The organism is Streptomyces sp. NPDC005863 (assembly GCF_042871345.1).
Taxonomy (GTDB): Bacteria; Actinomycetota; Actinomycetes; order Streptomycetales; family Streptomycetaceae; genus Streptomyces.
In genome coordinates this window covers 1-20,260 of record NZ_JBIAII010000002.1, presented here as the reverse complement: position 1 = coordinate 20,260, position 20,260 = coordinate 1, and the positions used below count along the sequence as shown (strand labels likewise).

The 20,260-nt window shown below is 69.6% G+C and carries 11 protein-coding genes and 2 pseudogenes; 3 read left to right on the top strand and 10 right to left on the bottom strand.

Annotated elements, in window-relative coordinates; all coding sequences use genetic code 11:
* Nucleotides 1-12 precede the first annotated feature (12 nt).
* On the bottom strand, nucleotides 13-1,587 hold the full coding sequence (locus tag ACFYO9_RS06450) for an alkaline phosphatase D family protein (protein ID WP_358778216.1): 1,575 nt from the start codon (nucleotides 1,585-1,587) through the stop codon (nucleotides 13-15).
* A gap of 200 nt (nucleotides 1,588-1,787) precedes the next feature.
* On the opposite strand from ACFYO9_RS06450, the gene ACFYO9_RS06445 reads away from it, so the two are divergent.
* Together ACFYO9_RS06445 and ACFYO9_RS06440 are read left to right on the top strand one after the other, a co-directional pair.
* Entirely contained in the window at nucleotides 1,788-1,886 is a 99-nt protein-coding gene (locus ACFYO9_RS06445; protein ID WP_358778215.1) for an albusnodin family lasso peptide, read from the top strand.
* Between the two features lie 312 nt (nucleotides 1,887-2,198).
* Nucleotides 2,199-2,468 carry a hypothetical protein gene (locus ACFYO9_RS06440; RefSeq protein WP_358778214.1) on the top strand — a complete coding sequence of 90 codons (270 nt, stop codon included), beginning with the start codon at nucleotides 2,199-2,201 and terminating at the stop codon, nucleotides 2,466-2,468.
* A gap of 303 nt (nucleotides 2,469-2,771) precedes the next feature.
* On the opposite strand, the pseudogene ACFYO9_RS06435 reads toward ACFYO9_RS06440, so the two are convergent.
* The 4 genes and pseudogenes from ACFYO9_RS06435 to ACFYO9_RS06420 all read right to left on the bottom strand — a co-directional run.
* Nucleotides 2,772-3,209: pseudogene (locus tag ACFYO9_RS06435) on the bottom strand (DUF317 domain-containing protein); the annotation flags it as partial.
* A 262-nt stretch (nucleotides 3,210-3,471) separates the two neighbouring features.
* On the bottom strand, nucleotides 3,472-5,025 hold the full coding sequence (locus ACFYO9_RS06430) for an MFS transporter (protein ID WP_358778213.1): 1,554 nt from the start codon (nucleotides 5,023-5,025) through the stop codon (nucleotides 3,472-3,474).
* Nucleotides 5,026-5,033: 8 nt separating this feature from the next.
* Nucleotides 5,034-5,822: an alpha/beta fold hydrolase gene (locus ACFYO9_RS06425; protein WP_358778212.1), complete on the bottom strand. Its 789-nt coding sequence runs from the start codon at nucleotides 5,820-5,822 to the stop codon at nucleotides 5,034-5,036.
* 70 nt (nucleotides 5,823-5,892) lie between these two features.
* Complete coding sequence (locus ACFYO9_RS06420; RefSeq protein ID WP_358778211.1) at nucleotides 5,893-13,497, bottom strand: SDR family NAD(P)-dependent oxidoreductase; 7,605 nt, start codon at nucleotides 13,495-13,497, stop codon at nucleotides 5,893-5,895.
* A 246-nt stretch (nucleotides 13,498-13,743) separates the two neighbouring features.
* On the opposite strand from ACFYO9_RS06420, the pseudogene ACFYO9_RS06415 reads away from it, so the two are divergent.
* A pseudogene (locus ACFYO9_RS06415) lies at nucleotides 13,744-13,833 on the top strand (transcriptional regulator); the annotation flags it as partial.
* A gap of 19 nt (nucleotides 13,834-13,852) precedes the next feature.
* Here ACFYO9_RS06415 and ACFYO9_RS06410 read toward each other — a convergent pair.
* From ACFYO9_RS06410 to ACFYO9_RS06390, 5 genes are all read right to left on the bottom strand, one after another.
* Nucleotides 13,853-14,275 carry a hypothetical protein gene (locus ACFYO9_RS06410; protein ID WP_358778210.1) on the bottom strand — a complete coding sequence of 141 codons (423 nt, stop codon included), beginning with the start codon at nucleotides 14,273-14,275 and terminating at the stop codon, nucleotides 13,853-13,855.
* On the bottom strand, nucleotides 14,272-16,377 hold the full coding sequence (locus ACFYO9_RS06405) for an integrase (protein ID WP_358778209.1): 2,106 nt from the start codon (nucleotides 16,375-16,377) through the stop codon (nucleotides 14,272-14,274). The genes ACFYO9_RS06410 and ACFYO9_RS06405 overlap by 4 nt, the downstream gene beginning before the upstream one ends.
* Nucleotides 16,374-17,888, bottom strand: a complete 1,515-nt coding sequence (locus ACFYO9_RS06400) for a hypothetical protein (RefSeq protein ID WP_358778208.1) — start codon at nucleotides 17,886-17,888, stop codon at nucleotides 16,374-16,376. Before ACFYO9_RS06400 ends, ACFYO9_RS06405 begins: the two co-directional genes overlap by 4 nt.
* Nucleotides 17,889-18,124: 236 nt before the next feature.
* The gene (locus ACFYO9_RS06395; RefSeq protein ID WP_358778207.1) at nucleotides 18,125-19,702 is read right to left on the bottom strand and encodes a site-specific integrase; all 1,578 of its coding nucleotides are present in this window, start codon (nucleotides 19,700-19,702) and stop codon (nucleotides 18,125-18,127) included.
* Nucleotides 19,703-19,725: 23 nt separating this feature from the next.
* The gene (locus ACFYO9_RS06390; RefSeq protein WP_358778206.1) at nucleotides 19,726-20,190 is read right to left on the bottom strand and encodes a hypothetical protein; all 465 of its coding nucleotides are present in this window, start codon (nucleotides 20,188-20,190) and stop codon (nucleotides 19,726-19,728) included.
* Between the last annotated feature and the right edge of the window lie 70 nt (nucleotides 20,191-20,260).

Genomic DNA, 20,260 nt, shown 5'->3' with positions numbered 1-20,260 from the left:
CCGCGCGCGGTCTCATACCGGCGCGTCGACAGCGCTCAGCCGGCTGGACTTCCGGTCCACGGCGTAGGACTTGAGGTGGGTGACGGAGCTGTCGGGATGCGTCCGGTCGGCCGTCTTGTACCAGTCGAACTGCACTCGGTCGGCGGTGACATCGACGATTCCGCATCCGTTCGCGGAGACGTCTCCCCACGCCAGGTGCGGGTTCACCGCCAGGACGGCCTCTGCTGTCAGGCCGTCGTCGAAGGTGCCCAACGTCGGGCTGGTGACCGAGGAGACGGTGAACTGCGTGGCGCGGGGGGCTCCGTCGCCGGAGGCCGGGAGCTGCCCGGCCCACGAAGAGTGCACGTCGCCACTCAGCATCACCGTGTTGTGCGCACCGTGGTGGTCCAGAAACGTGAAGAGTTCCCGCTGTTCGGCCTGGTAGCCGTCCCATCCATCGGGGTTGGCCATGGCGGCGGGCTCGGTTTGGCCGGTGGGCATGAGCATGGGTGCGGCGACGACGGAGCTGCCGATCACATGCCAGGTGGAGCCGCCCTGTAGCCCCTGCTTGAGCCAGGCCATCTGAGAGCGACCGAGCAGCGTCCGTGACGGGTCGTTGATACCGGCGGTGTCCGTCGGCTCGACCTGTTCGGACCGGAAGCTGCGCAGATCCAGCATGGTCAGGTCGAGGAGCTTGCCGAAGTGCAGCCGTCGCTGAGTCGAATCGGCCCGGGACTGGCGTACCGGGAGCCACTCGAAGTAGGCCCTCTTGGCGGCGGCCACCCGCGCGGTCCAGGAGCCCTCGATGGCGGTGTCGTGATCCCCTGCGCCACCGGACCACATGTTGCCGCACACTTCGTGGTCGTCCCAGGTAGCGATGAACGGTGCGGCCGCGTGGAGGGCGCGCAGGTCGGGGTCGGTACGGCTCTGGCCGTACCGTGCCCGGTAGTCGGCCAGCGTGACACATTCACGCGCCGGTACCGGGGCGCGTACGTCCGTGTCCCCGGCCGCCTGCTCGTATATGTAGTCGCCCAGGTGGATGACCGCGTCCAGGTCGCGGCGGCCGGCGAGGTGACCGTAAGCGGCGTAATACCCCTGGCGGTAGCTCGCGCAGGAGACGACGCCGAACCGAACGCCGGTCATGGAGTCCGCCGCGGGCGCGGTCCGGGTGCGACCGACCGGGGATACGTGGCCCTGCACGTGGAAGCGGTAGTGATACGTGCGTGCCGGAAGCAGCCCGTCCACATCGACACGTACCGTGTGATCCCGCTGGGCATCGGCGCGCACCACACCCTCGCGTACGGTGCTCCGGAAGGCGGGATCTTCCGACATCTCCCACCGCACCTCCGTCGCCGGCCCCTTGTTCTGTCCGGGCAGGCACTCGGGTACAGGGGTGACACGCGTCCAGATGACTACACGGTCGTGCAGCGGGTCGCCGGACGCGACCCCGTGCGCAAACATCCGCCCCGCCGCGTCCTGACGGTCCGGGTCGGTGGCGGGTTGCGCCGCTGACGCCTCCGGCACGTGGGTCACGCCGGTGGCGGCGGTGCTCGAAGTGGCAACTGCGGCACGGACGAGCTGGCGGCGGCTAAGTGCAGATCCTGTCATGTAAATCGATGCTAGATCCGAAGATCCACTGCACGATGAGCCCAAGGACATTCTCATCGAGGTATAAGGCCACGTTCACGGGGGCGTCGTTGGCGCCATGCGTGAGCCGCCTCACGGTCTGGTGGTGATCGCCTCCCCCGTCGTGGGAAGGCCGTACTCCAGGCGCTGCTCGATCGCCTTTCCCAGCGTGGTCTTGGTCCGTGTTTTCGCTGACCGAAGGCCAGGGCGGTGGCCAGAGCGAGGACAAGCGACGGGCCTACAACTGGCGACCCCTTCTGGTGTGGTGGTGCGGCCCTTGAGGCCGCGCCGCCACGCGCCCAGCGACCCGCCGGGAGACAACCGTGTTCTTCGGAGGCTTCAGCACCACGCGAGGCGTACGCTTGCGCCCCGCAGGCGTCGAGTACATCAGCACCGCTTCGTCGTCCTGGCGGATCGGAGACTCCTCGGCGCGCTGTCTGGTGTCGGGGGGGGGGGCAACGGCGCGTCCTGGTCCTGGGCGCGTGCGGGGCCGCCGGCCTCGAGCTGGGCCGGCTGTCCGGCGCCGAGCTGCCGGCCGACGTCGCCTGGCGCTGGCCCGGCGTCTACGCGGTCGTCGAAGAACACCTGGCCGCATGGTCCCGCACGCCGACCCCGCAGCCACGCTTCCTGTCTACGCGACGCCCTGGCAGGGCGGGTGGGCCTGGTCCACCTCCGCCCGACTGCTTGCGCAGCTCACCAAGGCGCCCATCGACGTCCAGAGGCTCGCCTGCTCCGTCCTTGCTCCGTCGGCACCGGCCCTGGCCGGTGTGAGGACCTTCTTCACCAGCATCGAGCAGCTTGATCCAGGGAGCCGGACCGAACTCCCCGCTGACGGCAGCCGCCTCAAGACCACCGTGCAATGACGGCCCGATCCGGTCCCGGGCGAGCCGGAGCACCGGCTGCGTACCGCGTAGTCGGAGGCGGTCGCCCTGCGGGTGGACCGGGCTCCGGGCCTGTCGTGCGTCCTGTCGGGGGGACTGGACGCCCCCACCGTCGCCGTCCTGGCCGCCGACGCGCACCGCCACCAGATCCGCCACCCTGCGCCCGGGACGGTACGCGGCCGGGAGCGATGCTGCCATCGATGAGGGGGCTTGAGCGATGTGGAGCGCTGGGCCGTCAGCCACGGCCTGTATGGGGCGGGTGCCTTGGCCCGCGGCCATTTCGAAGGCGATGTGCTGCACCAGGGTCGCCGGGGTGTTCGCCGACAGCTGGAGTGCCCAGGCCGGTTGGTGGACGGTGTGGCCGCCCCAGATGGTCCAGGTGGGAAGAAGACCGTTGCCCTTCTGGGCGGCGAAGGCGTCGAACTGTATGCCGGCTTCCTGGGGGCCTGGGACCTCCCAGGTGATGTAGCGCCCGTCGATGGTGTGCTTCCATTCTGCGTCGGTGAGCGGATGGGTCGCCTCGGTGATGGCCGTCTCGGGAGCGGTGGGGGAGAGGCCGCTGTTCCAGGCGTTTTCGGTGGCTACCGCGTCGAGCAGAGCGCTCACGAGCGCGGCGGGCGTGGAGGCGGTGGCTGTGCCGTGCCACAGTCGGTCGCTGACCGGTGTCTCGTAGGCCGCGAAGGTCCATTTCGTCTCGCGGCCTTCGGCATCGTGGTCGAAGATCGCGCGCAGGGTGAGGGACTCGTGGTTGGCGACGGTCGTGGAGTCCTCCCAGGTCCTTTCCCTGTCAAGTTCAGCGTGTCTGGCGGCGAAGGTTCATGCAGGTCCCCGGTTGAGCTTCGAGCACAACATCGGTATATGACCAGCCCACCGAACCTTTCCCGCAACGCCCTTGACAGAGGGCCCCGCTCTGATGCGCGCCCGCGAGAAGCCGTCCATCGCCGTGGTCACCCCAACTGGCCCAATCGAGACCGCGAGCTGAACTTCACAGTTCACTCAGGGCTGCTGGTAGGGAGGGGGTGGCTGATTGGGAGTGTGTTGGGCGGGTGGGCAGCCAGTATGCGGCGGCTGCGGCAGTGAGGAAGGTGACCAGTCCGGCGAGGAGGGCGGTGTGTGTGAGTCCTTCGGTGAAGGACTCACGGGCTGCTGTGAGGAGGTGCTCGCGTGCGGGACTTGCCAGGTGGGGTGCGAGGGTCAGCGGGGCGAGGACGTTTTCGGTGGCTGCTTGGGCGAGGTGCGCGGGCGTATCAGTACCGGTGAGCCGGTCACTCAGCCGGTCGCTGTAGAGGGTGGCCAGGAGGGAGCCCTGTACGGCCACACCGAGGGCGGAGCCGACTTGGCGTGTGGCGTCGTTGATGGCTGAGCCGAGGCCGGCCTTTTCGCCGGGGGTGGCGCCCATGACCGTTTCCGTTGCCGCTGCGACGGTCAGTCCGGCTCCTGCGCCGGCGACGGCCTGGAAGATGATCAGGTGGTCGTAGCCGGAGGTGGCGCTTGTGGTCGCCAGAATGGCGAACGAGGCTGTGGTGATGAGCAGGCCCGTGACGATCGGGAGGCGGTTTCCCCATCGGGTTCCGAGCGGCAGGGCGGCAGCCGCTCCCAGCACGAGCCCGGCGGGGAGCGGCAGGGTCCGTACCCCGGCTTGCCAGGGGGTGTAGCCCAGTACGCCCTGGAGGTAGAGGGTGACGACGAACAGCGCTCCGAAGCAGGCGAAGGACATCAGTGCCAGTGCTGTGGCGCCCATGCTGATCGATGGGATACGCAGCAGGGAGAGGGGAAGCATCGGGAACCGGGCGTGGTGCTGGCGTGCGATGAAGCCTGTGAGCAGGAGGGCCGCCGCGCCGAAGGCGGTCAGGACGGGTGCGCTGGTCCAGCCGTGCGTGGGGCTTTCGATGAAGGCCCAGACGAGTGCAAGCAGGCCGGCGGCGGACAGAACGGTGCTGGGCCAGTCGACGGGGGTGTGCGGTGCGCGTGACTCCGGTACGAGGATCAGGGCGAGCGTGATGGCGATGGCCGCGACGGGCAGGTTGATCCAGAATGCGGCGCGCCACGAGAAGTGTTCGACGAGCCAGCCGCCGAGTACCGGTCCGGTCAGTCCCCCGGCGCCGATCACTGCCGTCCACAGGGCGATCGCACGGCGCCGTAGTTCGGGCTCGGGGAAGAGCTGGTGGATGATGGACAGTGTGGCGGGCATCAGCAGGGCGGCACCGGCGCCCATGGCTCCGCGGGCCGCGATGACTTGCTCCGGTTCCTGTGCGAGGGCTCCCAGGAGTGAGGCCGTGGCGCACAGCAGGAGGCCGATGGTGAAGGCCCGGCGGCGTCCGATGCGGTCGGTCAGGGACCCGCTGGCCAGCACACTGCCGCCAAGGACGAGGGCGTAGCCGTCGATGATCCATTGGATCTGCGACATCGAGGGTTGGAGATCGGTGTGGAGGTCGGGGACGGCGACGTTCAGGACAGTCAGGTCGATGGCGAGCAGGAACAGGCCCAGGCACACGGTGAGTGTCGCGGACCAGCGGCGAACCTCACTCGTGCGTGTCACTTGATCGTTCATGGTGCCACCAGGGGGTGGCGGGCGGCGGCGTGCAGGTCCTTGCACAGCCGGCTGGTCAGGGCGCGGATCTGTTGGTCGGGGTAGTTGTGCGCGCCGGGGAAGACCCGTGGGGATACGGGCTGGGTGGTGAGGTCGTCCCAGGTGCGCAGTCGTTCCATGGGGGCGATCGGATCGTCCTGGCCGCCGTATACGGCGACGGGGAGGTCCAGCAGCGGTTCGGGCTGGTGTCGGTACTGCAGGGCAAGGAGTAGGTCCGCGAGGATCGGGGTGTAGGCGGCGGCGAGGATCCGGGGGTCCTCCAGGAGTTCGTCGGGGATGGGGCCAAGGAGCCTGGCGGCTCCTTGCCTTCCGTCCAGCAGGACTGCGGACAGTGCGGTGACGAAGGCGTCCAGGTGGGGTGCGGGCAGGGCGGAGAGTGCGAGCAGCACGGGCGGGCGGTGGCGGGCGCGGATCAGGGCACGTGTGGTCTCGTAGGCGAGCAGGGAGCCGAGACTGTGGCCGAACAGTGCGAACGGCCGGTCGTCGTCATTGTGGTGGATCAGGGTTGCTAGGGCCGTGGTGGTGTGGTGGGGGTCTGTAAGAGAGGCATGGTCGGCGAGAGCGCCGCGGCCGGGCAGCCGGACGGCCCACAGGTCTACGGATTCGGGCAGGTGCTCTGCCCAGGGGCGGTAGAAGCTGGGGCCGCCGCCTGCGGGTGGCAGGCACAGTAGTCGCAGTGCAGCGGTGGGCCGGTCGGTGAGCGAGGCCAGGGAAGGGTCGACGGCATGGGGCAGGCGCGGTGTCACGGTTTGGTGGTGTCCGTTCGGAGGGCGAGGGCCCGGGGCTGCACCGGCTTGGCGCAGCCCCGGAAGGAGTTCAGTTGCCGGTGTGGGTGCGGTTGCCCAGGCGGGCCAGGACACGGAGTGCGAGGTCGGTCAGATGGCCGGCCCCGGTCAGCTCCACCACGGGCAGGTCGCATCCGATGCTCTTGCTGATTGCGCTGGAAAGTTCAACGGCCATCAGGGAGTCGACGCCGAGCAGGTCCAGTCGACGGGAGCGGTCGATGCGCTCGGGGGTCGTCTGCAGGATGGTGGCCAGGAGTTGGGCGAGCTTGTCTTCGATCACCCGCACGGTCTCGGCGGCGCTGGTGGCGGCCAGCGTGTCCCGCCACTGATCCGCGGTGTCACTGTCACGGCGGCCTTGGAGGAGACTGGCCGTGCGGGGGGCGGTCAGGGTGGGCATCACGTGTTGCTGGAGCCTGTCCCAGTCGAAGAAGCCGACGGCCGCAGTGGCGGCGCGGTGGCTTAGCAACTCGTCCAGGCGGGTGAGTGCGTCGGCGGCGGTGAGATGGCCGAGGCCGATCGCCGTCATTTCCTCGGAGCGGCCGTTGCGGTGTACGTATCCGCTGTCGGTGATGGCTCCCCACTGGACAGCAAGGGCAGGAAGACCTGCGTTTCGGCGGTCCCGGACCAATCCTTCCAGGACGAGGTTGCCCGCGACGTAGGCCGCCTGCCCGATGTTGCCTGCCAGTGCTGCCGCGGAGCTGTAGACGACGAAGAAGTCCAGTGAGCGCTCGCGGGTGAGGGTGTCCAGGAGCAGGCCGCCGGTCATCTTGGGGGCGAGGACGGCGCGCAGGCGGTCGTCGTTCAGCTCGGCCAGGGGTGCGTCATCGAGGACCATGGCGGCGTGGATGACGCCCGCCAGCCGTCGCCCGGAGGTGTCGACGTCGTCCAGGACGCGGCGCAGTGCGCTTTCGTCACTGATGTCCGCCGCATGAACGGCTGTGTGGGTGCCACAGCCACGCAGGTGGGCCAGGAGCTGGGCGGCTTCCGGAGAGTTCTCGCCGCGGCGGCTGATCAGGGTGAGATGGCGTGCCCCCCGGGCGGCCAGGTGGCGTGCGGTCGCGGCGCCGAAGCCGCCGAGGCCGCCGCTGACGAGATAGGTGGCGTCAGGGTCCAGTACCGGCTGGTCGGCTGGGCGGCGTAGGGGTACTTCCCCGTCGAAGGTGACCACGATCTTGCCGGTGTGCCGGGAGTGCTGGAGGCTGGTGAACGCCTCGTCGATGCGGTGGGCGGGGTAGCTGCGGTAGGGCAGCGCCGTGTAGTCACCGGCGTGAACGGCCTCGGTGAGGGTGCTCAGGTGCTGGTCCATCAGGGGCGATGGCCCGCTCATCATGGGGGAAAGATCAACCCCGAAGAAGGTCAGGTTGTGCAGGAAGGGGGCCAGGGGCAGTGAACTGTCCAGGAGGAAGTCCCGCTTGCCGAGTTCGAGGAACCTGCCGTGGGGCTTGAGCAGGCCCACACTGCGCACCAGGGCTTCCCCGGCAAGCGAGTTGAGGACCACATCGACTCCCGCTCCGCCGGTGAGGTCCTTGACCTGCTCGGCGAAGCCCAGCCGACGTGAGTCCAGCACGTGTTCGACGCCCAGCAGGCGCAGCAGGTCTCGTTTGGCCGGTGTGCCGGCGGTCGCGATGACCTGGGCTCCGACGCGGCGCGCGTACTGCAGGGCTGCCAGCCCCACTCCGCCGGCAGCTCCATGGACCAGGAGCGTCTCGCCGGATGTCAGGCGGGCCAAGTGGTTCAGACTGTGGTGCACCGTGGCGAATGCCACGGGCAGTGTGCTGGCGGCTGCGAAACTCATCTCCGTGGGCAGCGCCATGACGCGGTCGGCGCGTGCGAGCGCATAGGTGCCGAAGCAGCCTTGCGCCAGCCCCGCTACGCGGTCGCCGACGGCAACGTGGGTGACGCCGGGGCCCACGGACTCGACCACTCCGGCGCATTCGAGGCCGACGTCCGCGGTGTGCGGCATGCGGCTGGACGCGACGGCCGGGACACGACCTGTGGCGATCATGATGTCGCGATAGTTCAGGGCAGCCGCAGCGACAGCGATCACGATCTCGCCGGCCTGGGGTGTGGGCACCTCGGCGTGCCGCCAGGCCAGCCGGTAATGGAGGCCGGGGTCATCCAGGGTGAGGGTGTAGCTGCTGCAACCGCTCCCGGTCACCGGCGGGGACAGGGGGCGCACAACCGTGGCGAACCGGCCGGCGGGGGTGAGCAGTACCTCGTCTTCATCCGGCCGGGCCAGCAACTCCTCCACCACACGCTCAGCGAGCTCCTCGTGCTGCCCCTCACTGCGCGCTCCCGTGAGCGCGATCCTGCGGACCGTCAGTTCCGGGTGCTCATTCGCCAGCGTGCGCGCGCCTCCCCATGCACCGCCGTACTCCGCCGCAGGCGGCACGGATACGGCGGCCTGGGTACGGGTGGCGATCAGCCACACGGTCAGGTCGCGGGTACGGGTGTGCTGTTTGCAGGCGGCACTGAGAGCCCGGAAGGCCGCGAGGTGGCGTACCGCTGCATCGGTCGCTTCGGCCGGTGACGCGGTATCACCTTCCTCAGCGAACAGAACCAGGTCGGTCGGTGGCTGCTTTGAGCACAGCAAACCCTGCCACGATGCGGTGGTGTCGTCGAGAGACGTCGTCTGGACGGCCTCGGCGGCTGCGCGGTCGCGCAGGGCAGTCACCACCGAGCTCTGTGCCGGGCCCGGGCCCTGCCGGTGGCCGGGCAGGGCGCCCACGAGCCACCGGCGGGCCGGGAGCGCCTCGATGCGGGGGGCTGTGGCGGGGAAGAGGGAGCGAGGCCGCCGGGCGGTGAGGAGGACGGAGTGGTCGCTCAGCGCGAACGACGCGGGGTCTCCCGTCTGGGCGGTGCCGGTGAACCCGCACGCGTGCAGGAAGTCCTTCCAGCGGTCGTGTGCCAACAGCGGCCCGTCGGGCCGCAGGTCACGGTCGGTCGCTGACCAGAACGTGTCCAGCAGCCCGAAGACCGGCGCGAGAGCCTCGTGACTGTGACTCTCCACTGCCAGCAGGTGTCCGCCGTCGGCCAGCAGATCCGCAACTCGGCGCAGCGTGGCAGCAAGGTCCGTCGTGGCGTGCAGGACGTTGGAGGCCACCACGATGTCGAAGGAGGAAGGGGTGAATCCCTGTTCCACGGGCTCTGATTCGAGGTCCAGAACCCGGTAGTCGACGAAGTCGTACGCGGCGAAGCGGCTCTTGGCCTGCGGGAAGAAGGCGGAGGAGACGTCGGTGAAGGTGTAGTGAGCGCGCTCGCGCGGCAGGTGAGGCAGCAGGGCGGCCGTGGTGGCGCCGGTGCCCGCGCCGACTTCGAGGATGCGCAGGGGGCGGTCCTGCGGCCAGCGGGCAATGGTGCTCGCCATCAGCGTCGCTGCGAGCCGACCGTGGTAGGCCAGAATGGGCGCGCCGTCGTAGAAGCGGTTGGCCGTGGAATCCGCTTCTGAGAACAGCAGTTCGAGAGGGTCGCTCTGCCCCCGCAGGACGCGCGCGAGATGCTGTCCGCATGCCCCGTAGGCCAGCGCCGTAGCGGCCTCACCCGGGAAATCACCGAGCAGCGCCGCGAACAGCGGCTCCGGGGCGGGCTCCTTCGCCAGGCACCAGCGGCCCGGCCCCTCACGTCGCAGCACCCCGTGCTCGGCCGCCGTGCCCAGAAGCGTACGCAGGAGCAGGGTGTACTTGGCGTCCGCGCCAGAGGCGATGAGAGCTTCCACCGATACTGCCTGCGCGCCGGGGAGCAATTCGCGTACTGCGGCTCCGGTGAAGTGCCCGGCCACCTCCATGACCCTCGTGCGGAACTCGTCGTAGGGACTCGCCGTCCACGCCGCGGTGAGCGTGGCCATCTCCTGCACGCAGGCGGCAAAGACATCCACCGGCGCGGGCAGAGGTGCCGGCCGCGCGGCCTCTCCCGGCAGGGGGGCGGCGCGCAGGACTTCGGTCAGCTGCTGGGGCTGACTCCTGCCGCCCGCCTCGAAGCGGCGCAGATGACAGCCCAGCAGTTCCAGGGCGACCGTTCCGTCGAGGTCGCTGACGGTGATGTCCCAGACGGCTTCCTGCCTGCTGACCAACCGGGCCCGCACATGAATGAGCCCCCTTGCAGGCATCGGGTGCCAGCAGCGCACCGTCTCGATGCCGGAGGGCAGGTAGGGGCAGGAGTCGTCGTTGACGGCGGCGAGCAGGGGCATACCCGCCTGCAAGGCACCGTCGAGAACAGTCGGGTGGGCTTGGTGGCCGGGGGCCGCCTCCATCGTCGCCGCGTACTCCACGAGAATCTCCCCCTCTCCGGTGTGCAACGCGGTAAGCGGCCGGAAGGCGGGGCCGTAGGGCAGACCCGCGCGGGCACAGGCGCCGTAGTGCTCCGCGGGGGACAGCAGCCCGGTCAATCGGGAGCGGATGTCGCCGAGGGCAAGGGCTTGCGGCTGGCCGCGCAGCAGACGCCGCACGCGTCCGCGTGCGTGTTCGCTCCAGTCCAGGTGCTCGCCTCTGCGGCTGCTCACTGCGAAGGCGCCATCAGAGCCCAGGCTTGTCGAGAGGTGAACGTCCATGTCCGGGTCGTCGAACGGCAGCGCCAGGGCTTTATCGAAGGTCAGGCCGGTGATCTCGGCGGGTGCTTCGAACACCTCGAAGCCGGCGGCCAGTGCCATGTCGGTGTAGGCCGCCGCCGGCCACACGACAGCTCCTTGGACGGTGTGGTCGGCCATCCACGCCAAGGCATCCGGATTGACCTGCTGGCGCCACACGGGGTTCGCGACCGGTTGGCGAGTGCCCAGGAGCGGATGCCGCACCGGGGTGGACGGCTGCTGCCCGGACTCTTCGAGCCACCAGTCCGGATGGCCGTTCCAGTGCCGTTCGCGCTGCCACGGGTAGGTCGGCAGGTCCGCCACCGCGCCCCGCAGCGGGAAGAAGACTTTCCAGTCGACCTGCGCGCCGACCGCCAGCAGACGAGTGAGCGCCGCGTCGAGGGCTGCCGGGCCGGGCTGGACGCGAGACATCGTCGCAACGACGGCGATGCGCGCGTTGTTCGCCGCCACACGACGCAGGTATCCGCTGAGTACAGGGTGCGGGCCGACTTCCACCAGGACGTCGCACTGCAGTTCTTCGTCGACCAGCACGCCGACGGCTTCCGCAAAGCGCACCGGCTCGCGCACATTGCGCCACCAGTACGCCGCATCCAGCTCCGTACCCTCCACCGAGCGCCCCGTCACGGTGGAGATCAGCGGGATACGGCACTTCGCCGGACGCAGGTCGGCCAGTGCCTCGGCCAGCGGCTCCTGAATCCTGTCCATCGCGGGGGTGTGGAAGGCGTAGTCCAGGCCCAGGTCACGGAAGAAGACGCCCTCGGCATCCAGCTGGGCACCGAGCGCTTCCAACGCTGCCGCCTCACCCGCGATCGTCACATCCTGATCCGAGTTGACGGCGGCAACCACCAAGCGCTCGGCGTACCCTTCGTCAGCAATCAGCTTCCCCGCCGCCTCCCCACCAAGACCCACCGCTGCCATCCGGCCCGCGCCCACCGTCGCCGCCTGGGCGCGGCAGCGTTCGGCAACCACCCGGCACGCCTGCGATCGAGTCAGCGCCCCCGCACAGTAGGCTGCCGCGACCTCGCCCACGCTGTGCCCCATGGCCGCTACAGGCTTGACTCCGCGCGCGGCGAGCGCTGCCACCACACCAGCCTGCACGGCGAACAGCAACGGCTGCGTCACCTCGGTCCGCTCCCAGCGCCCGGGATCCGCCGGCGTCGCAAGCTCCGCCTCCACCGACCAACCCAGCAAAGGCGCCAACTCGCGATCTACAGCCGCCACCTCGGCAGCGAAGGCCGCGTCCCCGCTCAGCAACTCGGCTCCCATGCCCACCCACTGGGCACCGTTGCCGTTGAAGACGAACGCCACGCGACCGCGCACGACCGCCTCCTCCACGGCGACTGCCGCAGCCGGCCTGCTCGAAGCGACCGAGCGCAACGCGGCCGCCGCCTCGATGGGGCCTTCGGCAAGGACGGCGATGCGTTGCTCCCGCCCAGCCCTACGGCGGCTGGCGGTGAACGCGTCATCGTAGAAGCGCTGACCGGTGCTCTCGGCGTGTTGTTGCGCCTGGTTGTCGAAGTGAGCGGCCCAGTCCTGCGCGGCGTCCCGAAGCGCCTGCGCGGTGCGGGCGGAGACCACCACCGGCAGACGGGTGCCCTGCGCGACGGACTTCCGGCCCGACGACTGGGCGGGTGCGGGGGGCGCGGCCAAGACGACATGGGCGTTAGCGCCGCCGAAGCCGAAGGAGTTGACGCCCACGACCCCCCTACCGGTCCCGGGCAGCGGCCGCGCTTTCACAACGGGTTCCAGCCCCAGAGCGGCGAAGTCGATCGCGGGGTTGTGCGGCACACCGTGCAGCGTCGGCGGGATCCTGCCCTCCCGCAGCACCAGCAACCCCTTCAGCAGGCCCGCAACACCAGCGGCCGACTCCATGTGTCCAATGTTGGATTTCACAGATCCCACCAGCAGCGGACCGCCGCTACGACCAGCGCCCAGTGCCCGCCCCAGGGCATCGCACTCGACCGGGTCACCCGCTTGAGTCCCCGTGCCGTGAGCCTCCACATACGCCACATCACCGGGTTCGATGCCCGCGCTCGCGTACACCCGCTCCAGCAACGCCGCCTGTGAACGGGCGCTGGGCAAGGCCAGACCAGCTGTCCGGCCATCGGCGTTGATGCCGCTCGCAAGGATCAACGCATGCACCCGATCCCCCTCCGCCAGCGCCGCGGACAACGGCTTCAGGAGCAGCACCCCCGCGCCTTCCGAGCGCACGTACCCGTCCGCCGACGCCGAGAACGGCCGACACCGCCCTGTCGGCGACAGCATCGAGGCACCTGAGAAACCCACGAAACCCGCGGGGCTCAGCAACACGTTCACTCCACCGGCGATCGCCAGCGGGCTCCGACCCGTGCGCAGCACCTCACACGCCTGGTGCACCGCGGTCAGGGCCGAAGAACAGGCGGTATCCACCGCGTTCGAGGGCCCCTGGAAGTCGAAGACATACGAGAGACGGTTGGCGGTATTACAGGCTGCCGAACCCCCCATGGTGTAGGGGTTGTACGTGCGCAGCCGCCGCGCCTGCAGATCGGAGTAATCGTGAGAGGAGACCCCGATCACCACAGCTGTATCGCTGCCGGCCAGCGCAGCCGGGTCGATCGCGGCGTCGTCGAACGCCTCGACCGCGCACTCCAGCAGGAGCCGCTGCTGGGGGTCGATGCGGGCGGCCTCCTTGGGAGCGATACCGAAGTAGCCGGCGTCGAACGACGCCACATCGTCGAGGAAGCCGCCCGCGGCTGTGTAGGACTTCCCCGCCCGTCCCGCGCCGGCCACGACGAAGGCTCCGGTGTCGAACCGGTCAGCGGGAACCTGCCCCACCAGATCCCGTTCCCCGTCAAGGGCCGCCCACAGACCGTTCAAGGACCGAATCCGGCCGGGAAGGCGCAGGCCGACGCCCACCACAGCCACCGCATCCCCAGACACACCACCAGCCACCGAGCAGGGAAGCGGCTCGATCGCTTGAAGTTCCACAGTCACGGCAAAGCTCCAGAAGATACGCAGCAGGGATTCACTACGAAACAGGCAGGCGGTCGCCCGTATAACGATCAAAAGCTGCACAAGTCGCGCTTGAAAATCTTGTGTCATCGTCCGCCGTGACCCCGCCACCAGGTGGAGGTCTTGACGCTCTGGGAGTCGATGATGGAGGCCGTCGGCTCGGCGGTGCGGCTCGCGGCCGCGATGCTTCAGCGAGGGTGCCCGGCTGTGGTTGCCTCACGCGCAGGAGCGCAGGCTGTATCCGGCAGGGATGCCGAGGATGGACAGCCAGGGACTCCTGGTAGTGCTCTTCTTGGGCGGGGGGACAACAAGGGCCTCGTTCGCGACGGCCTGGCGGCCCGGCGTGTGGAGCCCACCGTGCCGCCTGCCGTCCACTACCGGCTCAACGACCTCGGCCTGTGAGCGGTCCAGCAGTGACTCAGAGTGTCCGGTTCGGATGCGGTTGGGTTGGCAGCACTCGAACGGGGGAGGTGGGCTGCGACAGTGCACCGCGCAGTTGCCGGTTCTCCACGGTCAGTTGGTTGACAGCGCGGACCAGGTGAGCGACGTCGGCCCGCAGCTGGGACAGCTCCTCTGTGTCCTTGGCTCGGAGTTCCTTGAGTTTGACGATCTGTTGGCGCAGACGGATCTCGGAGTCCGGCGTCTGTCCGCGTGCCCTGACCTGCGTGTAGAAGTCGTTCTTGAGGTCGAGGTGACGCTGGGTGAGTGCGTTGCGCGGTACGCCGGCTTCCTGGGCCAGGGCGACGATCGTCAGCGCGCCGTTGGAGTGCTGCGCGGTTCCCTGCAGGATGCGGTCCATGGCCGCGCGGATCCGGTCGCGTTCGTCGGGTGTGGGGCTCATGCGGTGCCGTCCTGGAGGTTGATGCGGGTGCGGTGGTGGGCGTCGGCGAGGTCGAGCAGCCGGGCGGCGTTGTCGCGCAGGCGCTCGCCCAGCGGGCCGGGGACGTGGTCTGCCTGCTGGTCAAGCGCGGTGGCGCGGAGCCGGAGGCCGGTGGCGTGCTGGTCGGTGCGGGCGATGTTCGCGCAGGCGGGGACGCACTGGTCGAGGCTGGGGGTGTCCTTGAGGCCACGGTGGCACAGGGCCTTGTCGCGCTTGTAGACGCACATCAGCAGCGTGTGGGGATTGTCGTAGACGGCCAGGTGGGGGTTGGCGAGGATCTGGCGCGCTTGGCGGGCGGTGATGACGGTGCCGGTGTACTGGGGCGCGGTGGCGGCGGCCTTGATGGCGCGGCGGGCGGCTGGCCCGGAGATGCCGAGGCCGTCCTCGAGAGCGGCGTTCAGGTCGGCGACGGTGTCGATGGTGGCGCGGGCCGTCTCGACGTCGAGGAGGTCGTGGATGCCGTCCCGGCTGCGCGCGGCATAGCCGGCCGCTACGGAAGTCCGCAGATGGCCGTACTGAATTGCGAGCGCGACCAGGCCCCCGGGGCGGCGGGCGATGTGCCAGGCCAGGCTCCTGCGGAACCGTTCGGTACCGATCCTGCCGTGCGGGTCCGGCGGGATGACCTCGTGGACCAGGCCGCGGGCGGCGGCCTCGTGGTTGGCCCAGGTGATGAAGTCCTCCACCCGGGTGCCCAGGGTGTGCACGGTGAGAGAGCCGGTGCCGGCGCGGGTGCCGCGCAGGTCGTGGGCGTGGTGGTCGAACAGCAGCTGCCCTGGGGGAACCATGCGTTCCAGGACACGGATGGCGTTCACGACGGGGGCGATGGCCACCCAGGGGGCATCGCGGACTTCGCCCTCGGAGCGGTGGTTGCCGTCGTCGTCGCGGGCGGTCTTGTACACGGTGCTCGTGATCAAGTGCCGCCCCGTGCGCCCCGCGCTGTCTGGCTCCGGGTCGGGGCAGCATCCGCTGCGCAGTCCGGCCGCCTCGCCCGGACGCATCCCGGTCAGATAGGCGATGACGATGAAGCACGCCGTGCCCAACTGGCGCATCAGAAAGCCTGCTTCGGTGTAGTCGACGGCCTCCCTCCAAGGGGCGCCGCCGAGTGTGCCGGTGACCGAGACGCGGAGTGGGCAGGGGCCGGGGCGGTCCAGGGCGGCCTGCCGCCAGCCGTGATCACGGGTGGTGCTGTAGACCTGGCCCAGGGAGGCGCCGGTGAGCGCGGCAATGTATGCGCTGGCGATCGTGGTTCTGCCCAGCCACTGTGTGGTCGGAATCGGCAGTTGGCCGGCGTCGATGCGGTCCATGAAGGCCCGAAGAGCGGCTCGTGAGGCGGGCGTGGCGCTGTTGGCGGCAGCCTGCGCATGCAGCCGGTTGCGTTCGGCCCAGGCGGCCAGGATGTCGTCGCTGAACTCCTCGACCGTGCGGATCGCCCACACGAGCAGGGGGCCCATGGTCTGCTCGGCGATCGCCTCGGCGGCGTTCTCGCCGCCCGGAGTCGCCGGCGGCAGATAGTCGTCCACCCCCTCGGTCTCCCACGGCGGGCAGCCGATTCCACTGGGACGGCCACTGAGCTGGTCGAAGACCCACAGCCGGGTCAGCGACGACAGCACGCTGTGCACCGTGATGCGGGCCGCCCCACTGTCGCGCAGGTGACGGCCGTACTCACTCAGTACCTGGGTGGTGCAGTCGCTCAGCGTGGTGATGCCCCGGTCGGTGAGCCACACGGCGAGCCGACACCAGGTCCCGATCGTCTGGCAGAGCGCCTTGGGCGCCTGACGTGAGCGCCACGTGGGATGGCGCTCACGCAGGAACACGGCGGGCAGTTCACCGTTGATCAAGGTCCAGGCAGCCAGCCGCATCTCCTCCCGGAACGGGCCGGGGAACGTCGGCCAGTGGATGGTGCTGTGTGTGACGCCCGGGTTGGCGTTCATGGGAATCAGCGGCCAGGCCGGCGCCGCGTAGCGCGCGATGGGACCGGTGTAGCCGCCGGCGATCCGGTGGGCGGGGATGACAGGGGGGTCGGGCCCGGGAAGGACATGGACAGGGGCTGGGGTGGCCGTCACGGGTCGAGGTCTCCGTTGAGCAGCAGGGCGATGAGTTCGCGGTCGGTGTCGGTCACGTCGGCCAGGGCGCGGGTCCACACCGCGGTGCCGAGTTGGCCCTTGAGGTGTTTCAGGCGGGCGTGTCCGCCCTCCCACTGGCGGTGCCACTGGACTGGGTCCAGGGCGGTGCGCAGGTTGTCAAGTGCCTGGTGCAGGTGGGCCAGGCGGCTGTGGTGTGCGGGATGGATCCGGGCGTTGGGGCAGGCCAGGCACATCAGGAACGAGGCGCCGCAGCCGCCGCCGGGCCCGGGGTAGGGGCTGTTGTCGTAGTCATGGCAGTCGGCGGTGGCGGTCGGCTGGCCGGCCGGATCGGCTTTCTCGCGCAGTTCGAGGGCGAGCACGGTGGCGTGGGCGTGGGTCACGACGGCTTCGGCTGCCTCGGCGATGACCGGGATCGCTCTCTGGCGGACCTGGGGATCGGTCAGGGTGTAGACGCGGTCGTGGGTGGCCTGGCTGTTCTGTCCGGGTTCGCGCCGGTGCAGCGTGTTCACCGTCCGTCGCCCCCTCCGGAACGGAGAAGAGGAGAAGCCCTGCTCAGTCGCCCACTGCTTGGCTGTACGGCCGGAGATGCCGAACCCGAATACTCCGATGCCCGACTTCCGGCCGCTCTCGTCGTGCGGGTGCTCCAGTGGGGCCTTGGCGGAGCGCCAGATCAGGAAGCGGTCCGTACCGGGGCTCAGTGTGTGCACGGCCGCGCGGGCGAACACGGTGGCCTCCAGCGCCTGCGTGATGAGCCGCCCGGGGGAGGGGGCCCCGTCGTCGGTGAGATTGCGGGTCTCGAAGTACCGTCCGGCGCCCCGCTTGTGCTTCTCCAGCTCGACCCGGTAGATCCGCGAACCGTTGTCGTTGCCGTCCGGGGATGCTTGCGGCACCGTCAACCGGTTGATCACCGACAGGTTCCAGCCGTGCTCGGCCATCAGCAGCACCCCCAGCGCGACCGTCTCCATCCGGGTCAAGAACAGCCGCTGCCACGTGTGTTCGGGCCGCTCCCCGCCCAGCACCCGTGCGTAGCGGGCGAGCACCCGGCCACGCTGGCGACGCACCCGGGTGTCGTGGGGTGCCTCACCGGTCCGGGCCAGACAGTCCAGCGCCTCACCCAGCAGCCATGCCTCACTGCCGCGAGGGAACGCCCCCGACCGCCATTGGGCAAGGTGGCGGGCGTTGTCCGTGATCCGCAGATGCGCGGCACGGAACATTCGCCGCGCCGTGGTGACGAGCGCGTCGAACTCGGCCTCCTGGAAGGACACTTCCTTGACCGTGGGCTGCAGGACGCGGCGGGCGAGCGCTTGCCGTGTCGCGTCGGACAGCCGTGGATCGTCCAGCAGCAGCCCCCGCACCGTGGTGATCTGGCGGTAGCCGAACCGGGTGTTCTGCCGGCTGAGCCTCCACTGCTTCCACACCCCCGCGGTCAGCTGGTCGAGGTCGGCAACCGGTGCGTCCAGCGTGGCCAGGTACGCGGTGAAAGCCTGCAAGGGCAGCCAGAAGTACCTGCTGCTGTGATGCGAGGTCCACCGGCTTGGCACGCACCGCGCGGCGAACAGGCGGGCTAGCGACCGGCGCAAGGCATTCGTGACCGGCAGAACGCGGAAGTCGTAGACCGCGATGGCTCCCGATCGGTCTCGGTGCTCGACGACCAGGCCGTCGTCCAGCAAAACCGGTGGCCGACGCACCGGCGTTGTCGGCAAAGGGGCCGTACGCCCGCGCCGGTTCACCCTGTCGTCCGCGGGGTGACCTGCAGCTTCGCGTCGATGTCCTGGATGCCCTCGGCCTCCCGCGCCAGACGCGCGAACACCTCATCCATCTCCCGCGCCGGCCGTTCCCCTTCGCGTAACGGGGGCGCGGTGGTCAGCAGCGACCGCAGCTGAAGGTCGGCGACCGGGGCCAGATACCGCTCGCGGGTCGTCTCAAGGGACGCATGACCCAACAGGTCCTGCACCATCCGCCACGGATCCCCGTACAGCAGCCGGTAGTCCCGCCGCTCCTCCGGGCTCAGACCGAACCGCCGGTCCATCAAGTGATGCAGGATCACCAGCATGTAGAGGGCGAAGCCGTGCCGGCAGGAATGCGGCGTCGCATACGGCGCCCGGCTGCGGTGCGGGTCCAGCCGACGCTCCGGCTCCGGATCCAGCACCGCCCGGCACCGCCGGTTCGCCGCCGTGAAGACATTGTTCCACGAATGCGGCTGGAACGGCAGGCCCATCTCGTTCAGCCACAGCCACAACGGTTCCGGTCCCGCCGGGCCTTCGGTGTACAACGTCATCCGTTCGTCCGCGGTCGCCTCCGTCAGCGCGATGCGGCCCGTGACGCCCCGGCGATTGCACCAGTACACCGTCGGCTTCGGTCCCCGGCTCACCCGGGTGACCAGCCGCATCCCCGGCACGCCGTCGTAGAAGCCCCGGGCCTGCGCGGTGCGGATGGCCGCGGCGCGCGAGGAGTCGATGTAGTTCTCGATATCGCCCACCACATGAGCCTCGACGTAGTAGGTCCGGGCCCTCTTGGAACGCGTGACCGCCGCCGCGAGGCGCCCCGTGTAGTACCGGCCGCCCTCCAGACGCAGTGCCGGCACCTCGAAGGCCAACAGTGAGGCGCCCTCCAGCCTCCGCATCCCAGAAGAGGTCAACAAGCGCACGAACGCAACGTTGCGGTCCTCCAGGCGGCCCACCCAGCCCGGCGAGGGAAGACCGTCAGCGCCGTAACCGCGCAGCCCGATGTCCACCCAGAACCGGAACGCCCGAGGTGTCAGCCAGTGAACGTTGCTGCCCCGGGCGTCCTTCGCCTTCCCGTCCGGCACCTCAACGATCTGCCCATGCCGGCCGACCACGCGACGCATCGGCACCGGGTTGCGCGGCAGGAACTCGTTCCCCGGCTTCGTCGCCCACGTGTAAAGGTTCATCAGCGCGGCCAGTTCACGATTCCACTTGTTCCCGCCCACCCGCACCGGGTTCTCGGGCGACATCTGGCGCCAGAACTGGAAGTCGTCGACATCCGACTCGCCCGCCTGCGTCCAGACCTTTCCGCGCTGCCACAGAAAGCTGAGGAACAGGCAGAGGTCCGTGATGTAGTTCCGCTTCGTCTCTCTCGTGTATCCCCGGAACGGGCTACTGCGCGTGTACAGGCTGAGGAGTTCGTCGATGCGGTAGTCCGGCGCCAGCAGAATCGGGTCGCCCGGCCGGATCCCGGTTGACGCCTCGCGCTCCGCCAGGTCGGCCCACCCCGCCAGAACAGGTGCCCGCGGGGCGGCGAACGGCGCTGGCTTGGGAACCCAGAAGACACGCCACTTGCTCATCGCGCCACCCTGCCAAATCGGCTTCAACACGCCGATTCAATAGGGATCGTCCGGTACTTCTCCCATTCGCCCTGTTCCGCAAGGAACTTGTCCAGCAGAGCCTCATGGTCACCGGGGTCGGCCGTGTACACCGGCACCCGTTCTGCCGGTGCCTGCGGTTCCATGGGAGCGGTGCGGGTGGCCTTTGCGGCCGATAGGACGGCGAGGGCCTGGGCAGCCTGCTGTTCGGTGTCGGTGGCCGGTGGGTGGCCGGTGCGGACCGCATCGCCGTACAGGCGCTCGAAGTCGGCGATGGCCTCGCCTGGGGTGTCATAGGAACCGCTGACGACGCGTAGGTGGTTCTCACCATGGAGATGGACGCTGTCCGCGTGCCGGTAGGTGCCCACGGCGACGGTGGTGTGGCCGTCGTGGGCGTGCTGGTGGATGGTGAGGAACCCGGAGGCGATGTCATCGTGGATCTTCTTGTCCGCGTACTCGTCTGAGTGCACCGCCGCGTACGAAGTTATGTGCACCAGTGCTCAGGCCACGTCGGTGTCCCGCTCGATGGCCTGGAGGCGG